Raw genomic sequence first — 20,750 nt, forward strand, 5'->3', positions numbered from 1 at the left:
CTAGTAGGCGGCCATCAGCACGGTGTCGGTGCTGTAGTAGTAGATCGGCGACTCCGGGTCGGTCGGGCCGTCCTTGCGCAGCCGCTCAACCGCCATGTAGTGCTCCGCGATCATGAGGCCGCCGATGTCCCACTCGTCGTCCTCCTTGCCGAACGCCAGGTGGTACCGGAACCGCTCGGCGCCGGTCTGCACGTCCAACCCGACCAGCCAGTGCTCCGGCGTCAGCAGCAGCACCGTCGTCGACGTGCCGCCCAGCACCCGCGCCTGACCGGCCCAGCTCCACGCCGGTGCGGTCCCGTCCGCCGACGCGGTCACCGTGCCGGCGCCGGCCGACACCACCAGGCCGGCCGCGACGGTGGCGTCCGGGCTGTCCAGGGCGGTCGCGCGGCGCAGGGCCGGCCCGAGCAGCCAGCCCTGCCCGGCCGCGTCCCGCAGGCCGGCACAGTTCGAGTGCGCCACCTGGCAGCCGAGCGGGGTGAACGGACCGGCCGGCCAGTTCGCCACGGACTGCCCGGTGGCCAGGTCGTAGGCGCCGGTCGCGCAGACGTACGCGCCGCCGGTGGTGGTGAACGCGTCAGCGCAGCCGGCGGGGAGCGTCACGCGGAAGCGCTGCGCGCCGGTGCTCAGGTCGTACCCCAGCAGGTTTTGATCCTCGGTGACCGCGACGATCCCGGCGGCGATCCGCAGACCCGGCGGATTCCAGACCACCGCGGCGCCGGTCCGGTGTCCGGCGAAATCCGGCGCGTCCGGGCCGTCCGCCCGCCAGAGGACCTTTCCGGTACGACCGTCGAGCGCGATCACCTGACCGTCGTTCCACCGGCTGACCACCGTGGTGCCCTCGGCCACCACCCCGCTCAGCTGCTCCGGCCAGCGGCGCAGCGACCAACGGGTGGTGTAGACGGCCTTGCCGTAGACCGGCTCGTCGGCGCGCACCTGGTTCTTGGCGGCGTAGACCCGGAGCCGGTCGTCGACGATCAGCGGCGCCACCGGGATCCGCCCGGTCACCCCGGGCGCGGTGACCACCTCCAGCGGGTACGCCGCGGTCGTGGTGTCCAGCACCTCGGCCGGGCGCAGGATCCGCCAACCGACCAGAACCGTGGACAGCAGCAAGAGCGCTGCCGCTGAAGCTCGCAGCAGCACCCGGGTCACGGCCGGAAGTATTCCAGGTTCAGTCCAGCCCGATCACTCGTACCCACCGTTGATCAGTCCGAGGCGGACCAACTCGGTGAGCGGCTCCACCACGTTCGCCGCGCCGAACCCGGCGAACAGCGGCCGGACCGTGTCCCGATGGGACCGGACCGGCTCGACGAGCGGGACCGGATGGGTGGCGGCCAGCGCCTCGGCCACGTCGGCCACCTCCCCGCCGTCCACCGCGACGAGCGTGGCGACCAGAACGTTGAGGAATCCGTGGTGGGTGAACCCCGTCTCCGGGTCGGTGTGCCGGGTGGCGTGCCGCAGCCCGGCGGCCAGTTTGAAGGGCAGCTCCCGGTCGCGGCACGCGCAGATCACGGCGGCCAGCTCGACCGGGGTCGGGAACAGCTCGGCGGCCAGCCCGCCGACCCGGAACTTGGGGCCGATCGACAGGCCTGCGGCACGGGCCTCGGCGACGGTGTCCAGGGCGCCGAGCAGCCCCCAGCTGAGCGGGATCTCGGCCCAGATCCTTATGCCGGTGTGGGCAGCGGCTTCTCCCGCGGCTTGTCCAGCGGCTTCGTCAGCAGCTTCTCGGGCGGCCTCGTCGGCGGCTTCTCCCGCTGCTTCTCGGGCGGCTTCTCCGGCGGCGAAGGCTTGCAGCCTGGCCAGGCCGGGCTGGGGGTCCTCGCCGCGGCGGGCCACCGCGGCCTCGACGTGCTTGATCACCATGCCCGCGGCCCGCAGCTTCTCCACGGTCGCCGGCAGCACCCCGATCGGCAGGTCGGCGATCAGCCCGGCGGCCAGCCCGGGCAGCGGTTCGGAGCCGACCAGCGAGGCCGGGACCAGCAGAGCGCCGATCAGGCCCGCATACCACGCCCCGGCGTGCTCACGGAACTTCGCCTCGGCGTCGGCGAGGCCGGTCGGGCTTGGTGGTAGCAGGGACGCGTCATCGACGATCCCGGCATACAGCGGAGGCACCAGCGTCGCCACGATTTCGAACCTAACGGACCATACGTGAACCGGACAACACTCCGGCTCGGCTTTCCCTCGCGGCCCGCGTTTCCCGTGCTGTGCCTTGCGTCCCGGCCTTCTCGTGCTTTTCCTGCGGCCTGGCCCTTGGCGTGCTCTCCTTGCGGCCCGGCCTGCGCATGCTCTTCTTGCGGGCCGGCCTTCGCGTGCTCTTCATTCGGGCCAGCCTTCGCGTGCGGCTGGCTTTCTCTTGCGCCGGTCAGCGGCGGCCGATCAACACCACGGCTTCGGCTATCGCGGCCAGGGCCATGCAGGCCAGCAGCGTGGGCAGGCCACCGACCGCGGCATACGCCACCAGGAACAGCGGCGCGGCGAACGTCAGGTAGAGCGCGGCAGCCAGCCACCGATCCCCGGACCGCAGCCGGGACAGCACCCGGCCGACCGGCTCGGACAGCCGGCTGCGGAACCAGAGCACCACGGCCACGAAGACCAGCACGCCGATCAGCCCCGCCCAGACCCGCGAGATACCCGCGCTGACCAGCGTCATCGAGGCGGTGATCACGGCGGCCACCAGGGTGCCGTTGGCGCCGTACCGAATCGTCTCGAGGACCGCGTCACCCGAGGCCGCGGAGACGTCGAGCACCGGCTTGCGCGGGCGGCTGACCGCCGGTGGCTCGGACCACTTCGGCGGGACCGGCTTGGCCGTCTGCTCGACCGGATAGCCCTCCGGCGCCGACGCGTCCGGCGGCGGGGCGGCACCCAGCGACGCCTCCTCGGCCAGCTCCTCCAGCGCCCGGGCCCAGCGGCGGCGCTCCAACCGGACCACACCCACGTCCAGCCCGGCGTCACCGATCGCCGAGTCCAGGTCGAGCGCCTCCGCGTACGCCCGCTGCGCCAGGTCGAACAACCGCAGCCGGGCCGCGACCACGGCCAGCACCAGGTGCGCCTCGGCCTCGGCCGGCGCCACCCGGACGCCGTTCCACGCGGCGTTCAGCGCCTCCTGACCGTTGCGCGACTCACTGAGCAGCGCGGCTCCGGTCCTTTGCGCGTACGCATCCTCGGGCCACGTCCGCAGGATCTCGCCGGCGATCCCCGCCGCCTCGCCGAACCGCCTGCTGTCGGTGAGCGCCATCGCCCGCACCACGAGAGCGGGCAGCGTCCCCGGTTCCGCACCGGCGGCACGATCGGCGGCGGCCAGCGCCTCAACCGGCTGCTCGGCGGCCAGGTGGATGCGGGCCAGCGTGGCCAGCAGAGCGGACTCGTCGGGCGCGGCACTCAGCCCGGCCGCGATCTCCTCGGTGGCCTCGTCGTAACGTCCGAGGTCGGCGAGCAAGAGCGCACGCTGGCGGTGTTCCTCCGGCGTGGTGTCGGACTCCATAGGGGCGGGCACAGTCGGAGCGTAGGCGGTCTAGCTGTAAATCACATGGACCGGGGTCAGGCAGCCCCCACCCGCACCATTTCCGGACCGTCGCTGGTCCAGCCCCCGTTCCCATACTTGCGCCAGAGCTCACCGACGAGGTCAAGCCTTACCACCAGCCATCGCCGCAGCCAGACAGCGCGTCTCGCCACCAACCATCACCGCAGCCAGACGGCGAGCCCTCCGCCCAGCATCGCGGCAACCAGAAGCCGGGCCTCGCCACCAGCCATCACCGCAGCCAGGTGCCGAGCCTTTCGCCCAGCATCGCGGCAACCAGAGGCCGGGCCTCGCCACCCGGCATCGCCGCGGCTAGTTGGCTGCTGGGGCCTCGTTGTAGATCAGTGCCACCGCGATGCCGGCCAGTCCCTCGCCCCGCCCGGTGAGTCCCAGCCCGTCGGCGGTGGTCCCGGAGACCGTGACCGGCGCGCCGATCGCGGCGGACAGCACCTTCTCCGCCTCCGCCCGCCGTTTGCCGACCTTCGGCCGGTTCCCCACCACCTGCACCGAGACGTTCCCGATCGCATACCCAGCGGCACGCACCAGCCGAGCCGCCTCACCCAGCAGCGTCACCCCGGCTGCCCCGGCCCACTCCGGCCGGCTGGTCCCGAAGTTGCTGCCCAGGTCACCGAGCCCGGCCGCGGAAAGAAGGGCGTCACAGGCAGCATGCGCCACCACATCCGCATCCGAGTGCCCAGCGAGTCCCGGCTCACCGGGCCACTCCAAACCGGCCACCCAGCAGGGCCGCTCAGCATCAAAAGCGTGCACGTCAGTGCCAACACCCACCCGCGGAATGATCACCCAGCCACCCTAGCCACCCACCCTGCCAGCCATCCGAGGTCCCGTGCCCGCTCCACGTTCACAACCGTGCGTGGGCGCTCGTTCAGCCTCCCGGGGAGTACTCGTTTACCGCCGGCGAGGTGGTGGGGCCCGCGATCGGTGCTGGCGGGGCGACGGCAGCACGCGATCGGGTTCTGCGGACCCCCACCACGTGCTGTGGCGGGGCGGCGGCGGCACGCGATCGGGTTCTGCGGACTCTCAACGCCCACCTGGGGGCGGCAGACGTCCGCGAACGGGCATCGCGTCCCCACATCGCCCCTGCGACGGCCGGGACGACCAGCCCCACCTACTCGAGCAGCACGACGACTTCGCCCGCGGCCACTGAAACCCACTGCGCGTAAGGCGCACACCACCTCGCGAGACGACCACAACCGCATTCGCACTGGTGAAGGCACTCGTCAACACCAACATGGCCAGTTCACGGTGCACGGCCGCCCAACCGCGCCACCGCAGGCTGCAGCGCGCCCAACCCCAGCTGGTTCTGGGAGGTGCCTTCGAGGCTTCAAGACACCCCTGAGGGCCAGCCGAAATGCGGGAGGCGCGTCGCTCACCGCGCGTGGCTGCCCGCCGCGCTACACCGGTTACACCCCCGGCCGCAACGCGCCACCAGGCCCCGGCTGGCGTTGGCAGCTGTCTCCCCGCCGCCAAGACCAGCTGCGATGTCCGGCCTCCGACTGGCGGCATCCGGCTGGCGGTGACGGCTGTCCCGGGTTTCTTGAGGCGACCGTCAACGCCAGCAGGGCCCGGGGTCAGCGTGCAACGCGCGGTCGCCGGACGCGCGGCGCGGAGGTCCGGGATCAGCGTGCAACGCACGGTCGCCGGACGAACGGCGCGGGGGTCCGGGATCAGCGTGCAACGCGCGGTTGCCGGGCGCGCGGCGCTGGGGCCGGGGTCAGGGTCAGGCGTCCGGGTCGGGGAGGGTGAGGAGGTGGGTGGCGAGGGCCAGGTCGATCGGGCGGGTGATCTTCAGGGCCAGATCGGAGCCGGGGACGCAGTGGACCGGGATGCCGAGTTTTTCGACGGCGCCGGCGTCGTCGGTGTGTGCGTCGGCGGCAGCGGCGTGCGCGGCGCGCAGCACCGAAGCGCGGAAGCCCTGCGGGGTCTGCACCGCCCGGAGCACCGAGCGGTCGACGGTGCCCAGCACCGTGTCGTCGGCCGCGACTTCCTTGATCGTGTCGACCACCGGGAGGACCGGGATCACCGCGTCGGCGCCGGCCCGGACGGCCGCGGCCACCCGTTCGACCACCGAGGGCGGGGTGAGGCAGCGAGCCGCGTCGTGGACCAGCACGATCGCGACCTCGTCGGGTACCACGGCGAGTGCCGCGGCCACCGACTCCTGCCGTTCGGCGCCACCCGCCACCACGGTGACCGGAGCAACCGGGCTGAGCAGGGAGTGCACCGCCTCGACATCGGCGGGCGGAGCGGCGATGACGATCATCCGGACCGAGGGTGCCGCGGCGAGCCGGCGCACGGTGTGCACGAGCAACGGCTCGCCGTCGAGCAGACGCAGCGCCTTCGGGCCACCCGGACCGAGCCGGAGACCGGCACCAGCAGCAGGAACGACGACCGCGACGTCACCGCGAGCATTAAGCTGCGCGGTCACGTCGCGGTCGTCGTTTTTCACGTGCTGTGAGGGATGCGTCGCTGGATCAGGCCTCGGTGAGGACCTTGTCGAGCAGGACCTCAGCCTCGTCCTTGGTGCTCTTCTCAGCAAGTGCCACCTCGCCGACCAGGATGTCGCGGGCCTTGGCGAGCATGCGCTTCTCGCCGGCCGACAGACCGCGCTCGCGCTCGCGACGCCAGAGGTCACGAACAACCTCGGCGACCTTGAGCGGGTTACCGGAGGCGAGCTTCTCCAGGTTGGCCTTGTAGCGCCGCGACCAGTTGGTCGGTTCCTCGGTGTGCGGGGCACGGAGGACATCGAAGACCTTGCCCAGGCCTTCCTCGCCGACCACTTCGCGCACGCCGACTTCTTCGGCATTCTCAGCGGGCACCCGAACCGTCAGATCGCCCTGGGCGACACGCAGAACGAGATACTGCCTTTCAACGCCCTTGATGACCCTAGTCTCGATTGCCTCGATGAGTGCGGCCCCGTGGTGGGGGTAAACAACGGTCTCGCCGACACTGAAAACCATAGGTTCGAAACCCCTTTCGCTGTGTCTAGGGTAACACGCTCAGGCGACGGTGTCTCGCCCTGACGGTCACTGTTAGTGCAGCTCAGAGGCCCTGTGACGGGGCTTTCTACCGCTTGACACCAGGGCGGGAAGCTGCCTTAGTAACACAAAGTGACCAGGACGTCACGAGTCGAACCACTGAGTCGGAAATTCCGGACCTGATGGCTTTGCGAGATCAAGCGTATCGCTGAGGTCCACACTGCCCCAGCACTGGCGATGCGGCGTAGCGTGCGAGACGCTGGACGGAAGTTCCCCGACCGAAGCACGATCTGGTCGGCCAGGGGGGAGGTTGAGTCATGGCAGGCGCGAGCGACAACGGCGGCTGGCCGCCCGACGGCGGGTCGTCGGACGAATTGCCCGACCTCCCTGAGGAGTGGGGCGTCATCGTCATCCCGGACGATCTGTCCGAGCTGTCTGACGAGGTCGAAGCCGTGCGCGCGGAGTTGCACCTGGCTCCGCCGCCCAACGGCTGGCAGCGTTTCGCGCGCCGGCCCGCGGTGCGCCGGCTGCGCAAGGCGGGCACCCTGATGCTGCGTGCGCCGGTCCTGATCATCTCGATGGCGATCATGGTTACCGTGGCCAGCCTGTTCGCGTCGGCGTGGCCCGGGCCGGGGCGCCAGCCGTCCTCTCAGCGCACCTCTGCGGCCACCGCGGCGCCCACCGACAAGCTGCCCGCGCTCGAACTGGTCGCCGCCGACGGGCGGACGGTGCCGCTGCTCGGGCAATTACCCGTGGTAGTCATCATCACGGACGGCTGCGACTGCGAGGGGCTGGTCGCCGACACGATCGCCGTGGTTCGAGCCGACATCGCGGTGGTCGTCGTGTCGACCACGGTGCCCTCGATCGCGGCCTCGCAGACTCGGCTCACCACCGCGCAGGCACCCCGGTCCGACGGTAAAAACGTGCGCTATCTGCAGGATCCGGCCGGCGCCCTGCGCGACCACCTGCATCTGACGGCGCAGGACGGCACCGGCGCCGCCATCCTGGTCAACGGGACCGGTCGCATCCTGCGCACCTTCACGCACGTCCTCTCGGTCACCACGATCCAGCCCGACCTCGCCCGCCTCTGACCCAGCCCGATCTTGAGGACTTGCGTCCTCAAGACGACCCGAACTCGCCAAGATCGCGGCCGAAAACGAAGCAGCCGCGGCAAGCGAGGCAGCAGCGACAAGCGAGGCAGCGGCGGCAAGCGAGGCAGGCGAGGCGGCCGCGGCAGAACCAGGCGGGTCAGCCGATCTCGTTGCGCTGCAGCGTGTAGCGGAAGATGACCGGGCCGACCTGGTCGACCACCACCCGCAGATGCAGCTCGGTGCCCACCCCGACGCTGAACACCTCCGGCGTCCGCGAACCGGAGCACCGCAGCCCGCGCCCCGAGTCGTCATCCCCGAGGCTGACCCGGACCCGGCTGTCGTCTGGTCCGGCGCACACCACCGAGACCAGGAACGCGCCGCCGTCCAGCGCGGCGACCTCGTCGTACTCGCCCTCCGCGGCCAGCGCCAGGGTGTCCGACTTCTCCTGGTCCTCGGTTTCCGGGAGCAGTTGCTCGGCGGCGAGCCGCCAGGTCAGCAGCCGCGGGTCGGACTCCACGGCGGGTTCCGCACGCCACCACCAGATCCCGCCCGCGACGACCAGCAGGACCGCCAGGCCATGCAGGATCACGCCGCGTCCCCGTTCGCCGCTCACGCTGCGACTGTAGAGAACTCGAGCAGCGCGCCGTAGAGCGTCAGTCCGGGGCCGAACGCGAGCATGACGATCCGGCGCGGTGGCTGCGCCCTACGGCGCAGCGCGTCCACCACCAGGAGCACTGTGGGTGACGAACAATTTCCGTACGCCGAGAGCACACCCCGTGACGCCGCCAACGCCTCGTCGTCAAGCCCCAGGTGCTCCTGTACGACGTCGAGGATCTTCGGCCCGCCCGGGTGCACCGCCCAGCCGTCCACCTCCCCGATGGTCAGCCCGTGCCGTCCGAGCAGGTCCTCGACCAGCCGGCGCACGTGTACGGAGAGCACCGCGGGCACCTCCGGCGACAGCCCCATCCGGAAGCCCAGGTCGGTGACCTCCCAGGTCATGTGCCCGGCCGTGGTGGTGTCGGTGACCGCGGCGACCTCTCGTACGGCGTATCCGGCGCCGGGTCCCGGGCCTGGCGTGAGCACTGCCGCGGCCGCCGCGTCGGAGAACAGCGCGTGCGAGACGATCTGCTGCACGTCCGCGGCGCCGGTACCGGCCGGCTGCATGTGCAGGCTGGTCAGCTCGGTGCAGAGCAGCAGCGCGGGGCGTCCCCGGGCGACCACGAAGTCACTCACCGCACCCAACCCCGGCAACGCGGCGTAACAGCCCATGTGCCCGACGAAGAGCCGTTGTACGTTCGGTGACATGCCCAGATCCCGGGCGAGCAGGATGTCCAGCCCGGGCGTGGCGTAGCCGGTGCACGAGCAGACCGCGAAAAGTCCCAAGTCGGACGCGGCGCGTCCGGCGTCGGCCAGCGCCCGCTCGGCGGCGGCGCGGCCCAGCGGCACCGCCTCGTCCTGGTACCGGCGCATCCGGCGCTCGGTGGACCAGCCGGACACGTCCTCGAGCAGCGGACTCACCGCTGCCTGCCGGGTGATCACCCCGGAGTTCGCGAAGATCCGCCGGGCCAGCCCGGAGCGGCCGCCCGCGTAGTGCTGCGCGAAGAACCCCTCCCACAGGTCGTCCTGCACCGCGGACGGCGGCAGCGCCACACCCAGCCCGGTGATCACCGCTGCCGGCACGCCGTCACCTACCACTGTGCACGCGAGGCGAGCGGCGCCGGGCGAGCGGCGGCCTTGCGGCCGACACCCTGGTAGAGGACCGCGGTGGAGAAGGTGGTCACCATCCGGCCGAGAGGGCGGCCGTTCGGCGTACGTCGTAGGGCAAGCCACCGCACCAACCCGCCGGCGCTCGGCCGCAGCCCGCGCACCGCCAGCCGCACCCCGTGCCGCGCGAACTCCGCCCGCACCCGGCGAGGCGTCACGAACAGCGCCGGATCGTGCAACCCGACCGGTGCCACCCCGGACCACTCGCCCAGGGTCACCGTGATGAACCGGCTGAGCGCGGTGTCGTTCACGGTGTCCAGCACGACGAGACCGCCGGGCCGGAGCACCCGGCACAGCTCGGCCACCGTGCCGCTCAGGTCGGTGACGTGCTCCAGGATCTCGCCGGCCACCACCACGTCGGCGATGTCGTCGGCGAACGGCAGCACCGACACGTCCGCCACCACTGGCAGCACACCCCGCTCACCGGCCAGGGCCAGCCCGGACCGGCGCAGGTCGACGCCGACGTGCCGATAGCCCAGGTGCCGCACGTGCGGGGCGAGCAGGCCACCGCCGCACCCGGCGTCCAGCAGGATCCGGCCCGGCGCGGCGGAGGGCGGGATCAGCTCGGCCCGGGCGGCGGCGAGCCAGTGCAGCAGCTCGAACCCGCCGCCGGGACGCCACCACTCGCCGGCCAGGTCGTCGTACTGGCACGGATCGTTACGCCGCATCGACAGCATGTGATCGAGACTGACACGGTTGGCGCGCGACCACCACCGGAGAGCGCCTGGCTGTGCGAAACCGGACGATCACCGGGTGCACCCCGTGGCACGAAAGCCCGGTCACCCGCAGACTGCAGGGCATGTCCCGTGCGCTCGCCCTGCTGCGCTCGTCGCACCCGGAACCCGGCGCGGCCGTCACCGCGGCGATGACGCTGCTCGCCTTCGGCGCCGGGCACCGCGGATGGCGGCTGCTCTGCGTGGGTCTGGCGGTGGCCGCCACCCAGCTCGCGGTCGGCTGGGTCAACGACTGGCTGGACGCCGACCGGGACCGTCGTACCGGAAGGCTCGACAAGCCGATCGCGAGTGGCGCGGTGTCCGGTCGTACCGTGGGAATCTCGGGTTTGATCGCGGCCGTGGCCGCGCCGGTGGTGGCACTGCCGCTCGGCGCGCTGCCGGCCGTGACCATCGCCGTCGCCGCGGTCGTCGGCCTGCTCTACGACTGGCCGCTGAAGTCGACGGCCCTCTCGGTGCTGCCCTACCTGGTGGCTTTCGGTCTGTTGCCGGCGTTCGTGGTGGTCGCGCTGCCCGGGCATCCCGCGCCGCCGGCCTGGCTGGTCGCGGCGGCCGCGCTGCTCGGCGCCGGAGCGCACTTCGCCAACGTGCTGCCCGACCTGGACGACGACGCGGCGACCGGGATCCGCGGCCTGCCGCACCGGATCGGCGCGGGCGCCTCCCGGCTGGCCGCCGCCGTCCTGTTGCTGGCCGCGACCGGCACGCTGGTCTTCGGACCGCCCGGAGCGCCGTCGTGGTCCGGGTGGGCGGGCGCCGCAGCCGCCACCGTGGTCCTGCCGATCGGTTGGTACGCGGCTCGGCGCGCCCGTGGCCGCCCGGTCGCGTTGTTCCGTGCGGTGCTGGTGGTGGCGCTGATCGACGTCGTCCTGCTGATCTTCAGCGGGCCGGTGGTGTGAACCCCGGCGAACGGCGGGACCGGATGGATGGGTCGGCGCACACGGCCGTTTGCCGCCCACTAGGCTGATCTCACACCTTGGTGTCGCTATTTGGAGGATCGTGATGCGCTCGCTGGGAACCCGTCGCGCCGCCCTGGTCGCGGGTGTCGCCACGACCGGGATCATCGCGCTGGCCGGTTGTTCGGCCGGCCAGGTCGCCGAGACCGCCATCCTTAACACGCCGATTGCCGGGGTGAACGCGGAATCCGCCGATGGCAGCGTGTTCGTGCGCAACGCCCAGGTGGAGTACAACGGCATCGCCGGCTACAAGAGCGGGGCCAACGCGCCGCTCGAGCTGAGCCTGTTCAACCAGACCGAGAAAGAGGTCACGGTCTCGATCACGAGCGCCGCGATCGAGCAGCCGCAGGTCGTCTCGGCGGCTCAGGTCGGCTTCGTGACCGAGGCTCCGCCGGTCAGTGCCCCGGCCGTCTCGACCTCCACCTCGGTCTCCGCCTCGCTCGAGCCGTCCGCTCCGGCGCTGCCCACCAGCACGCCGACGCCGACGGTCACCGCCGCGCAGATCAAGATCGCTCCGCTCGGCTCTGCGGTGTACCAGCCCGATGACGCCGCCAAGCTGCAGCTGATCAAGCTGAGCGACGACCTCAAGCCGGGTGAGAAGGTCAACCTGGTCTTCTCGTTCAGCAACGGCGCGGCCGACCTGACCATCCAGGCGCCGGTCGCGGTTCCCGGCACCCCGGCCTCCCGTGGGCCCGCCGCTGAGGGTGAGAACACCGAGCACGAGTGACGTTGTGTCGTACCGGGCGGCTAACTTGGCCGGGTGACCACACGCACCAGTGCCAAAGCAGCCCGGCCGGCCTACGTCTGCGATGCCTGCGGCCACCAGCCACCCAAATGGCTGGGCCGCTGTTCGGAGTGCGGTGAGTGGGGCTCGATCATCGAGTCCACGGTCACCGTCGGCGCTACCGGCCGGGTGGTCAGTTCCCGGATGCCGTCCGAGCCGGCCCGCCCGATCTCACAGATCAGCGCCGCCCCGGCAAAAGCCGTGCCGACCGGTGTCAGCGAGCTCGACCGGGTGCTCGGCGGTGGCCTGGTGCCCGGCGCGGTGGTCCTGCTCGCCGGTGAGCCCGGCGTCGGCAAGTCGACCCTGCTGCTCGACGTCGCCCAGCAGTGGGCCAGCGGCGCCGGCACCCCCTCGCTGGTGGTCAGCGGCGAGGAGTCGGTGAGCCAGGTCCGGCTGCGGGCCGAGCGGCTCGGCGCCTTGCACGAGCGCCTCTACCTCGCCGCCGAAAACGACTTGGGTACGGTGATCGGCCACCTCGACGCGGTCAAACCCGGCCTGCTGGTGCTCGACTCGGTGCAGACCGTGTCAGCGCCCGGCACCGAGGGCGTCCCTGGCGGGGTGACCCAGGTCCGCGCGGTGACCGCCACGCTCGTCGCGATCGCCAAGGAGCGCGGCCTCGCCGTCGTCCTGGTCGGCCACGTCACGAAGGACGGTCAGGTGGCCGGCCCGCGCGTGCTGGAGCACCTGGTCGACGTGGTGCTGCACTTCGAGGGCGACAAGCACTCCTCGCTGCGCCTGGTCCGCGGGGTGAAGAACCGGTTCGGCGCGGCCGACGAGGTGGGCTGCTTCGAGATGCACGAGGGCGGCATCACCAGCCTGCCCGACCCGTCCGGGCTGTTCCTCACCCGCTATCAGGAGCCGGTGCCGGGCACCTGCGTCACGGTCGCGATGGAGGGCCGGCGGGCGCTGGTCACCGAGGTGCAAGCGCTGATCGGCGCCGAGGTGCAGGGCTCGCCCCGGCGCACGGTGTCCGGCCTGGACAGCGCCCGGCTGGCCATGGTCCTGGCGGTGCTGGAGCGGCGCACCAAGCAGCTCAAGCTCTACAACCGTGAGGTGTTCGCGGCCACCGTCGGCGGCATCCGGCTGACCGAGCCCTCCGCGGACCTGGCGATGGCCCTCGCGGTCGCGTCCGGTGGGCTGGACCTGGCGATGGCGCCGACCCTGGTGGCGATCGGCGAGGTCGGGCTGACCGGCGAGATCCGCCGGGTGGGCGCGGTCGGCCGACGGCTGGCCGAAGCGGCCCGGCTAGGTTTCAAGGTGGCCCTGGTGCCGCCGGGTTGCGGTGACGGCGCCGAGGGCGGCGCGCCCAAGGGCATGCGGGTGATCGAGGTCAGTGACCTGCGGTCGGCGCTGCAGAACGCGGCCAAGGCTTCAGCCAGCCACAGCACGAGGTGACCCAGAGTGACGAATCATCACGCTACGGAGCATTCATCGAACCATGCCTCGTTGCCCGGGAGGAAGGTTCGTAGACTGTACCGGTGCCGCTCGACCGCGATGGTTCCAAGTCCGCAGCCAGTTCAACGCCGCGCCCCGGCGTCAACGGCGCGGGCCACCGTGCGGTGGCCCCGTTGACCGGCGTCGGCCTCACCGGGGGCGCCAGTGATCCGATCCGGGCCAACCTCGCCCTGATGGCGCCCGGCACCGCCCTGCGCGACGGGCTGGAGCGGATCCTTCGTGGCCGCACCGGCGCGCTGATCGTGCTGGGCTATGACGCGGTCGTCGAGCAGATCTGCACCGGCGGCTTCCCGCTCGATGTGGAGTTCTCCGCCACCCGGCTGCGCGAGTTGTGCAAGATGGACGGCGCCGTGGTGCTCTCCAGCGACGGCACCCGGATCGTCCGGGCGGCCGTGCACCTGATGCCCGACCCGTCCATCCCGTCCGAGGAGTCCGGCACCCGGCACCGCACCGCCGAGCGGGTGGCCAAGCAGTCCAGCTACCCGGTCATCTCGGTGAGCCAGTCGATGCACATCATCGGGCTGTATGTGAACGGTCAGCGCCACGTCCTGGACGACTCGGCCGCCATCCTGTCCCGGGCCAACCAGGCACTGGCCACCCTGGAGCGCTACAAGGCCCGGCTCGACGAGGTGTCCGGCACACTCTCCGCCCTGGAGATCGAGGACCTGGTCACCGTCCGCGACGCGGTCGCGGTGGTCCAGCGACTGGAGATGGTCCGCCGGATCGCCGACGAGATCTCGGGGTATGTGGTCGAGCTGGGCACCGACGGCCGGCTGCTCGCCCTGCAGCTCGACGAGCTGATGGTCGGCGTCGACTCGGACCGCACCCTGGTCATCCGGGACTATCTGCCGACCGGCCGCAAGGCCCGCACGCTGGACGAGGCCCTGGTCGAGCTGGACCTGCTCACCGCGACCGAGATGATCGACCTGATCGCGGTGGCCAAGGCGATCGGATATCAGGGCGCCTCCGACGCGCTCGACTCGGCGGTGTCACCGCGCGGGTTCCGGCTGCTGGCCAAGGTGCCACGGCTGCCGGCCCAGATCGTGGACCGCCTGGTCGATCACTTCGGGAGTCTGCAGCGGCTGCTCGGCGCGACGGTGGAAGACCTGCAAGCCGTCGAGGGTGTCGGGGACGCCCGGGCGCGTGGCGTCCGGGAGGGGCTGTCCCGGCTGGCCGAGGCGTCGATCCTCGAGCGTTACGTCTGACCGAAGTCGGCATGACTCTGCGTCATCGCCGACTCGTTGAGGTGAATTCTGCTATCAATTTTTCGGACTTGATGACGGATAGATGCCACACACGGGACAAATCAGGCGCGTTTTCCCGACGGTCGACACTACTCACCGTTACAGCCCCTTCCCCCGCAGCCGGACGGCCCCTAACCTGGTGATCGCCGCGGACACATTTGTCGCGAGCACCCAGATATTGGGGAGATGGATCCGGGCCGAGCGTCAAATCGGTCACCGCTTGGCGGCCCGGGGAGTCAGTGGTGAGACCGCCCCCGACCCACTCTTTAGTTGGGGGCCACTGCCTTGCGCCGGTTCATGCTCATTCTCGGTGGCGCTGCCATCGCCACCACCGCCCTCGCCGGCATCGCACCGGCCGCCTACGCCGGCGGGACCGGCGAGTCGTGTGTCAGCGCCGCGGACGCCACGTATCGGCACACCTTCGACGGCCCGGCCGGCACCGCGACGATCACCGCGGTGAAGCCGCTCTGCGCGGGGGAGACTCAGGACTTCTCGCTGGTGTCATACACGGCGCCGAAGAAGACGTACGCGGTGCCGCAGTTCGTCTACGACACCGAGACCGCCCGGGTCGACGCCGGCCACCGCAGCGTCTCGCTCGACGTCCGAGTGCCCGGCTGCTTCACCCAGGTCGACACGATCTTCGGCTCCGCGGTGCTCGACGAGATCACCGGCAGCGGGACGGCCTACGGCAACACCAAGCTCGGCTCGCCGGCCGGCCTCGGCAGCCGGTCCAGTGGCGGCAGCGCCTGGTACAACGGCGGCGACGGGGTCTGCACGCCCCGCCCGGCGGTGACCTTCGGCAGTGACTGCGAGGGCGAGCTGCACATCAGGCTGGCGAACGGCGCGGACGCGACAGTGGACGCGGTCTTCGTCGTGGACGGCAAGCGGATCCGGGTCCGGCCCGGCCAGTCCGTCGAGCGCACCGCGGACGCCGGGAAGCCGGTGACGATCCGGGACAACAGCTTCCACACCAGCACCGGCACCTGGTCCAAGCCGGCCGGCTGCGACACGCCGCCGGTGCCGCCGACGACGGCTCCGACCACCACCCCGAGCTCCCCGTGCCCGTCGGTCACGCCCTCAGCGTCGGCCTCGGTCACCCCGTCTGCCTCGGTGACGCCGTCGTCGTCGGTCACGCCGTCGTCGTCGGTCACGCAGTCCGCGTCGGTGACTCCTTCCGCGTCGGCGAGTACCGGCAGCGCCGGCAGCACGCCGAGTGCCACCACGACCACCGGCACCCCGGACGCGTCCCTGCCGCTGACCGGCTCCAACCCGGCCGGGCTGGCCCTCTACGCGCTCGGTTTCCTGCTCGTCGGCGGCGGGATGGTCGCGGTCGGCCGCCAGGTCCGCAAGGGCCGCCCCACCGCCTGATCGGTTCCACGTGATGCGGAGGCCGTGGGACGGCCTCCGCATCCGCGCGTCCGGCGCACGGCCCGCACCCGAGAGGCCGCAGCGCGCCTCACGACCCCGGCTGGTGCTCAGGGGTGCCTCAACGCCCTGAAGGCACCCCTGAGCACCAGCCAGAGACAGTGCGCGACCCACACGCAAGACCCCGGCCACGCCCGGCCGCAGCGCGCCTCACGACCCCGGCAGTGCGCGACCTACACGCAAGACCCCGGCAACACCTGGCCGCTGGGCGACTCGCGAATTCGGCTGGTGCTCAGGGTTGCCTCAAAGCTCTCGAGACAACCCTGAGCACCAGCCGGCGAACGACGATTCGTAAATGATCAGCGCTATTGAAGTTGCCAATTGCTTTCAAACCGCCCACACGGCCAGAAAGCCCCACCACTAAATACCAATAAATCCGGCAGAGAGCCGCTCTCAAACCGGCTGCGCGATCCCGTTCACATGATCGGCAATCGCCGCACCGGTCACCGTCGCGGTAAGCGGGAGAATCTCCAGACAACGGCGAATAGCCGGCGCCATCATCGGGTTCGGCACCCGCATCGAGATCGTGCAGTGCGGCACCCACCGCCCCGGCTGATAGTGCTCCCACAGCTCGACCCCGCCGGCCGCCAGCCGCTCGTGCACCAGCCGGTGATGCTCCAGCAACTCCGCGGTCGCGGTCACCCCGAGCCACAGCACCCGGCCGACGAACTGCCCCACGAAGTCCATCCGCAGGGTCAGCCCGCGGCCGACCTCCAGCCCCTTCAGGGCCGCTGCCGCCGCGTACGGATCAATGGTCCTGGCGGCCGCGAGCGAGACGTGCGGCCGGTGTTTCTGATGCAGCTCCCCGAGGCTCGGGATGCCCTCGGCCTCGAGGGCGCGCCACAGCGTCCGGACCCGCCGCGTCGCGTCGACGTCCAGATAGAGCTCGAGTGCGGCGACCAACCGTCAGGACGTGATCGTCACGACGACCGGCGGGGCACTGATGATCCCGTCGAGCCGGCCGCGCAGCTGGTATTCCCCGGCGGCCGGCGCGGGGCCGGCCGGAGCCGCTCCGCTGCACGCCGTGGACTGGCGGCCGTTCCAGGTCACGTTGAAGGTCTTCTCGGCGCCCGGCGCGAACGTCGCCACGTCGCTGCCCTTTGTCGGGTTGCACTTGTCCGACGACCAGTACTTCTGCACGCCCTGCTCGAGGTAGAGCTCCTGCGGGTCGGCGCCGACGTCGCGGGTGCAGGTACGCGTACCGATGTTCTTGATCGTCAAAGTGATCGCGAGCGGGACACCGCGCTTGACCTTGGTGGCACCCGGCACCGGAGTCACCTGCATCTCGGCGTCGGTGCAGGCGTTCCCGGCCGCGTTGACGTCGGTGTTCACCCCCGGCGCGGTGGTCTGCAGCAGATCGCCGGGATCCGGGGCGGCCGACGACTTCACCGGATCGGGATCCGGGTACGCCTGGCCACCGGGCGGCGCCGAGTCGAGCAGCCCGTCGTCCGGTGTGGGCGAGGCCGACGCGCTGGACTTGCCCGGCTCCGGCGTCGGGAGCTGGGACGACGCGTTCTTGGTGTTGGGCTTGTCGTCGTCCCCGTGGGAACACGCGACAAACCACACGATGATGCCCAGCAGCAGGGCGCCGAGCACGACCACACGCCGCCGCCAGTAGACCGCGGGTGGGAGGGGACCAACCGTCGCACGCATGATGTGGCCCACCGTAAACCCGGACACCCGCGACGGCGGTGCGCGACGCGCCGGGCGACCGCCACCAACTCGCGGATCATTCGTTATAGGTAAACCTTGCGGACGTGAATCGCGTGCGCACCGGCCACGCGATCGAGGAACAACTTTCCGGCGCAGTGATCGATCTCATGCTGTAGGGCTCGTGCCTCGAACGCGTCGGTAGTGATCGTGATCGACTCGCCGGTGCCCGGCCGCAGCCCCTCGACCACCACCCGGGCGGCCCGTTTCACGTCGCCGGTCAGGTCGGGCACCGACATGCAGCCCTCCCGGCCGGGCCGCCAGCGGCTCGCCTCGACGACCTTGGCGTTGCAGAGCACAAACGCGCCGTGCGTGGTGACCGCTTTCGGATGCCCGGTCACGTCCACGCAGAACACCTGCGCGGACACGCCGACCTGCGGCGCGGCCAGGCCGACACAGCCGGGTGCGGCCCGCATCGTCGTGATCAGGTCCGCGGCCAGCCGGACGATCGCCGGGTCGGCCGGGTCGACCTCGTCGGCCGGCGTGCTGAGGATCGCCGCGGGGGCGGTCAGCACGTTCACAGCAGCTCCGATTCGGCCCGCCGCATGGTGATCTCGACGCCCAGCTCGGCGGCGGCCACCGCGAGCTGCTCGGCCAGTTCCTCGGCCCGCTCGGTCGCCAGGTCCACCTCGGCGACGAGCACGTAGAGCGGCCCGGTCAGCCGGGTGGTGAGGTCGGTGATGTTGCCACCGGCCCCGGCCACCACCCTGGTCACCGCGGCCACGATGCCGAGCCGGTCCGCGCCGTGCACGCTGACCAGGTAGGGCGCGCCGGGCGTGGCCTGGTCCGACGGCTCGACCTGCCGGACGGTGGCGAGCAGCCCGTCGCCCAGAACGGTGAGCGCCCCGGTGGCCTCGTCGGCGGACACGCCGGTGCAGACCAGGGTCATCGCGAAGTGGCCGCGCAGCCGGGTCATCGTCGAGTCGGTCAGGTTCGCGCCGACGTCGGCGAGCGCCTCGGCCACGTCGGCGACGATGCCGGTCCGGTCCGGGCCGATGACGGTGATGGCGAGCTCATGCACCCGCCTACAGTAAGTCCTGTTATGACTCTCGCCGACGAAGCCATCAACTGGTACGACACCAACGCCCGCGACCTACCGTGGCGGCAACCGGAAACCACTCCTTGGGGTGTCCTGGTCAGCGAGGTGATGCTCCAGCAGACCCCGGTGGTCCGGGTGGAGCCGGCCTGGCGGTCCTGGATGACCCGCTGGCCGACACCTGCGGCGCTGGCCGCCGATCCGCAGTCCGAGGCGATCCGGATGTGGGGGCGGCTCGGCTATCCGCGCCGGGCGATGCGGTTGCACGCCTGCGCGATCGCGATGGTCGAGCGGCACGACGGCCGGGTGCCGGACGACCTCGATCAACTGCTGGCGCTGCCCGGGGTGGGCACGTACACCGGGCGGGCGGTGGCCACGTTCGCGTACGGCCAGCGACATCCGGTGGTGGACACGAACGTGCGCCGGGTGGTCTCCCGGGTGGTCGAGGGCAAACCGGACGCCGGTCCGGCCACCACCGCGGCCGACCTGGTCGCCATGGAGGAGCTGCTGCCGCCGGACGCACCCCGCGCGGCCAGGGCCAGCATCGCGTTCATGGAGCTCGGCGCGATCGTCTGCACCGCTCGGTCACCGAAATGCGTGGACTGCCCTTTTCATCACGTCTGCGCGTGGCGACTGACCGGTGAGCCACTGCCGGCCGGCCCGAGCCGCAAACCGCAGCGCTACGCCGGCACCGACCGCCAGGTCCGCGGCCTGCTCCTGGAGGTGCTGCGACACGCCACCGGCCCGGTCCCCCGCCAACGCCTGGACCTGGTCTGGACCGACGAGGTGCAACGCGCCCGCGCCCTGTCCGGCCTGGTCGAGGACGGCCTGGTCCAGCCACTCGGCACCGACTTCATCCTCACCGGAGACGCACCCAGGGGCGACATCCAAACCCTTTGACGGTACGACCTGAAGGTCCCCAAAAGCGGCTGCCACGTCCCGTGGCGGCGCACGCGACGAATCCCGGTGCCGGACCGCCCGGCACCGCCGGGGCATGCTCTCGGCTCAAGGTCGGCGGTCCCGAGTCCAATCCCGACCCCACCTGAGCTCGACCGGACCCGAGCTGCCGGGGCATTTCCAACCCCGCGCGGGGACTTTCGACGCGCGCCGCACCCCGCAAAGCAGGCGTGTGTGGGGAGTTTGGGTGCGCTCCGCACCCAAACTCCCCACGCAGCCCGCAACACAGCCATCCGTGGGGACTTTCGGCGCGGAGCGCACCCAAAGTCCCCACGCTGCGGCGCCCAGCCTCAGATTTGCCCCAGCCAGCCCACGAAGAGGAACGCGGCCGCGACTCCGGAAACGAGCGCCACGGGCAGCACCCACGCGCCGCCCGGCGCCCCCGCCAGCCGGGCCGTCCAGCGCCGGTGCAGCGCCGCGATCCCGGCCAGCGCGGCGAGCCCGGCCGCCGCGAACACGGCACCGACCAGGAAGTGCGCCGCCCAGGCGCCGGCCCGGGTCGGCCCACCCCACGAGGTGTCATACGGTCCCGGGTCGACCCACCCATAGCAGACACCCCGGGCCACGAAGAAGACCTGCATGGCGAGCGGGATCACCGCGAGGATCCCGAGCAGCAGCCCGACCAGCGCGTTCCCGGCGGCCGGACCGAACCGGGCGGGCAGGGCGGGCGGTGGTCCGAGCCGGCTCTGCCAGCCGTCGGCGAGCCGGACCGCGGTGGCCGGCCGCCCGAGCACGGCCAGTCCGAGGCTTGCCGCACTCACCACGGCGAGGCCGGAGCAGTAGAGCACGGACTGCGCGAGGCGATGCGTCGTCATGGATCGGACGTTATGGATAGCTCCGGCCGCCTGTCATCACTCCGGAGTGCTACCTGCCCGTCGTACCCGGGTATGACAAGAACGGCCCGGCTGCGAGCAGCCGGGCCGTTCCCATCGTGCGTCTAACCGATCATTCCTCGCTGGTGGCGGTGGTGCCGAGGTCGGCCGGCACCGTCTCCGGCACCGCGCCCGCCTTCTCGGCGCCGCGGAAGACCAGCTTGGACTTCTCGATGTTGGACGGGTCACCCTCGCAGTCCACCACGACGATCTGGCCGGGG

Annotated in this window: 21 protein-coding genes; 7 read left to right on the forward strand and 14 right to left on the reverse strand. The window is 71.5% G+C overall.

Features of this window, described 5'->3' with window-relative positions:
• The 6 genes from Apa02nite_RS34435 to Apa02nite_RS34460 form a co-directional block, all read right to left on the reverse strand.
• The gene (locus tag Apa02nite_RS34435; protein ID WP_203828795.1) at positions 1 to 1,149 is read right to left on the reverse strand and encodes an outer membrane protein assembly factor BamB family protein; all 1,149 of its coding nucleotides are present in this window, start codon (positions 1,147 to 1,149) and stop codon (positions 1 to 3) included.
• A 33-nt stretch (positions 1,150 to 1,182) separates the two neighbouring features.
• Complete coding sequence (locus tag Apa02nite_RS34440; protein ID WP_203828796.1) at positions 1,183 to 2,121, reverse strand: hypothetical protein; 939 nt, start codon at positions 2,119 to 2,121, stop codon at positions 1,183 to 1,185.
• A gap of 238 nt (positions 2,122 to 2,359) precedes the next feature.
• Positions 2,360 to 3,490, reverse strand: coding sequence for a tetratricopeptide repeat protein (locus Apa02nite_RS34445; RefSeq protein WP_239164751.1), 1,131 nt, complete (start codon positions 3,488 to 3,490; stop codon positions 2,360 to 2,362).
• Between the two features lie 336 nt (positions 3,491 to 3,826).
• A complete protein-coding gene (gene ispF / locus Apa02nite_RS34450; protein WP_067700156.1) occupies positions 3,827 to 4,315 on the reverse strand; it encodes a 2-C-methyl-D-erythritol 2,4-cyclodiphosphate synthase in 489 nt (162 codons plus the stop codon).
• A 937-nt stretch (positions 4,316 to 5,252) separates the two neighbouring features.
• Complete coding sequence (gene ispD / locus Apa02nite_RS34455) at positions 5,253 to 5,957, reverse strand: 2-C-methyl-D-erythritol 4-phosphate cytidylyltransferase (protein ID WP_203828797.1); 705 nt, start codon at positions 5,955 to 5,957, stop codon at positions 5,253 to 5,255.
• A 46-nt stretch (positions 5,958 to 6,003) separates the two neighbouring features.
• The gene (locus Apa02nite_RS34460) at positions 6,004 to 6,489 is read right to left on the reverse strand and encodes a CarD family transcriptional regulator (protein WP_014447856.1); all 486 of its coding nucleotides are present in this window, start codon (positions 6,487 to 6,489) and stop codon (positions 6,004 to 6,006) included.
• Between the two features lie 335 nt (positions 6,490 to 6,824).
• On the opposite strand from Apa02nite_RS34460, the gene Apa02nite_RS34465 reads away from it, so the two are divergent.
• Entirely contained in the window at positions 6,825 to 7,598 is a 774-nt protein-coding gene (locus Apa02nite_RS34465; RefSeq protein ID WP_067700153.1) for a hypothetical protein, read from the forward strand.
• 157 nt (positions 7,599 to 7,755) lie between these two features.
• On the opposite strand, the gene Apa02nite_RS34470 is transcribed toward Apa02nite_RS34465, so the two are convergent.
• From Apa02nite_RS34470 to Apa02nite_RS34480, 3 genes are read right to left on the reverse strand one after another with little or no spacing between them, the layout of a single operon-like run.
• A complete protein-coding gene (locus Apa02nite_RS34470; RefSeq protein ID WP_203828798.1) occupies positions 7,756 to 8,211 on the reverse strand; it encodes a DUF6023 family protein in 456 nt (151 codons plus the stop codon).
• Complete coding sequence (locus tag Apa02nite_RS34475; protein ID WP_203828799.1) at positions 8,208 to 9,278, reverse strand: type III polyketide synthase; 1,071 nt, start codon at positions 9,276 to 9,278, stop codon at positions 8,208 to 8,210. The genes Apa02nite_RS34470 and Apa02nite_RS34475 overlap by 4 nt, the downstream gene beginning before the upstream one ends.
• A gap of 8 nt (positions 9,279 to 9,286) precedes the next feature.
• On the reverse strand, positions 9,287 to 10,039 hold the full coding sequence (locus Apa02nite_RS34480; RefSeq protein WP_203828800.1) for a methyltransferase domain-containing protein: 753 nt from the start codon (positions 10,037 to 10,039) through the stop codon (positions 9,287 to 9,289).
• Between the two features lie 122 nt (positions 10,040 to 10,161).
• On the opposite strand from Apa02nite_RS34480, the gene Apa02nite_RS34485 reads away from it, so the two are divergent.
• The 5 genes from Apa02nite_RS34485 to Apa02nite_RS34505 all read left to right on the forward strand — a co-directional run bounded on the left by Apa02nite_RS34485 (position 10,162) and on the right by Apa02nite_RS34505 (position 15,897).
• Positions 10,162 to 10,989, forward strand: a complete 828-nt coding sequence (locus Apa02nite_RS34485) for a UbiA family prenyltransferase (protein ID WP_203828801.1) — start codon at positions 10,162 to 10,164, stop codon at positions 10,987 to 10,989.
• A 103-nt stretch (positions 10,990 to 11,092) separates the two neighbouring features.
• Entirely contained in the window at positions 11,093 to 11,773 is a 681-nt protein-coding gene (locus Apa02nite_RS34490; RefSeq protein WP_203828802.1) for a hypothetical protein, read from the forward strand.
• 33 nt (positions 11,774 to 11,806) lie between these two features.
• Positions 11,807 to 13,225, forward strand: a complete 1,419-nt coding sequence (gene radA / locus Apa02nite_RS34495; protein ID WP_067700136.1) for a DNA repair protein RadA — start codon at positions 11,807 to 11,809, stop codon at positions 13,223 to 13,225.
• 164 nt (positions 13,226 to 13,389) lie between these two features.
• Complete coding sequence (disA, locus tag Apa02nite_RS34500; protein WP_373873075.1) at positions 13,390 to 14,490, forward strand: DNA integrity scanning diadenylate cyclase DisA; 1,101 nt, start codon at positions 13,390 to 13,392, stop codon at positions 14,488 to 14,490.
• A gap of 336 nt (positions 14,491 to 14,826) precedes the next feature.
• A complete protein-coding gene (locus Apa02nite_RS34505; protein WP_203828803.1) occupies positions 14,827 to 15,897 on the forward strand; it encodes a hypothetical protein in 1,071 nt (356 codons plus the stop codon).
• Between the two features lie 450 nt (positions 15,898 to 16,347).
• Here Apa02nite_RS34505 and Apa02nite_RS34510 read toward each other — a convergent pair whose 3' ends face one another.
• The 4 genes from Apa02nite_RS34510 to Apa02nite_RS34525 all read right to left on the reverse strand — a co-directional run bounded on the left by Apa02nite_RS34510 (position 16,348) and on the right by Apa02nite_RS34525 (position 18,685).
• A complete protein-coding gene (locus tag Apa02nite_RS34510; RefSeq protein WP_067700127.1) occupies positions 16,348 to 16,857 on the reverse strand; it encodes a 2'-5' RNA ligase family protein in 510 nt (169 codons plus the stop codon).
• A 3-nt stretch (positions 16,858 to 16,860) separates the two neighbouring features.
• Complete coding sequence (locus Apa02nite_RS34515; protein WP_203828804.1) at positions 16,861 to 17,607, reverse strand: adhesin; 747 nt, start codon at positions 17,605 to 17,607, stop codon at positions 16,861 to 16,863.
• A gap of 83 nt (positions 17,608 to 17,690) precedes the next feature.
• A complete protein-coding gene (def, locus tag Apa02nite_RS34520; RefSeq protein ID WP_203828813.1) occupies positions 17,691 to 18,197 on the reverse strand; it encodes a peptide deformylase in 507 nt (168 codons plus the stop codon).
• Positions 18,182 to 18,685 (reverse strand): glycine cleavage system transcriptional repressor, encoded by a 504-nt coding sequence (locus tag Apa02nite_RS34525; RefSeq protein WP_203828805.1) that lies wholly within the window; start codon positions 18,683 to 18,685, stop codon positions 18,182 to 18,184. Before Apa02nite_RS34525 ends, def begins: the two co-directional genes overlap by 16 nt.
• Before the next feature lie 21 nt (positions 18,686 to 18,706).
• Between Apa02nite_RS34525 and Apa02nite_RS34530 the strand changes: the two genes are divergently transcribed.
• A complete protein-coding gene (locus Apa02nite_RS34530) occupies positions 18,707 to 19,600 on the forward strand; it encodes an iron-sulfur binding domain-containing protein (protein ID WP_203828806.1) in 894 nt (297 codons plus the stop codon).
• A gap of 347 nt (positions 19,601 to 19,947) precedes the next feature.
• Here Apa02nite_RS34530 and Apa02nite_RS34535 read toward each other — a convergent pair whose 3' ends face one another.
• Entirely contained in the window at positions 19,948 to 20,472 is a 525-nt protein-coding gene (locus tag Apa02nite_RS34535; RefSeq protein WP_203828807.1) for a hypothetical protein, read from the reverse strand.
• Positions 20,473 to 20,750: the final 278 nt, after the last annotated feature.

This window comes from Actinoplanes palleronii, from assembly GCF_016862315.1.
Taxonomy (GTDB): Bacteria; Actinomycetota; Actinomycetes; order Mycobacteriales; family Micromonosporaceae; genus Actinoplanes; species Actinoplanes palleronii.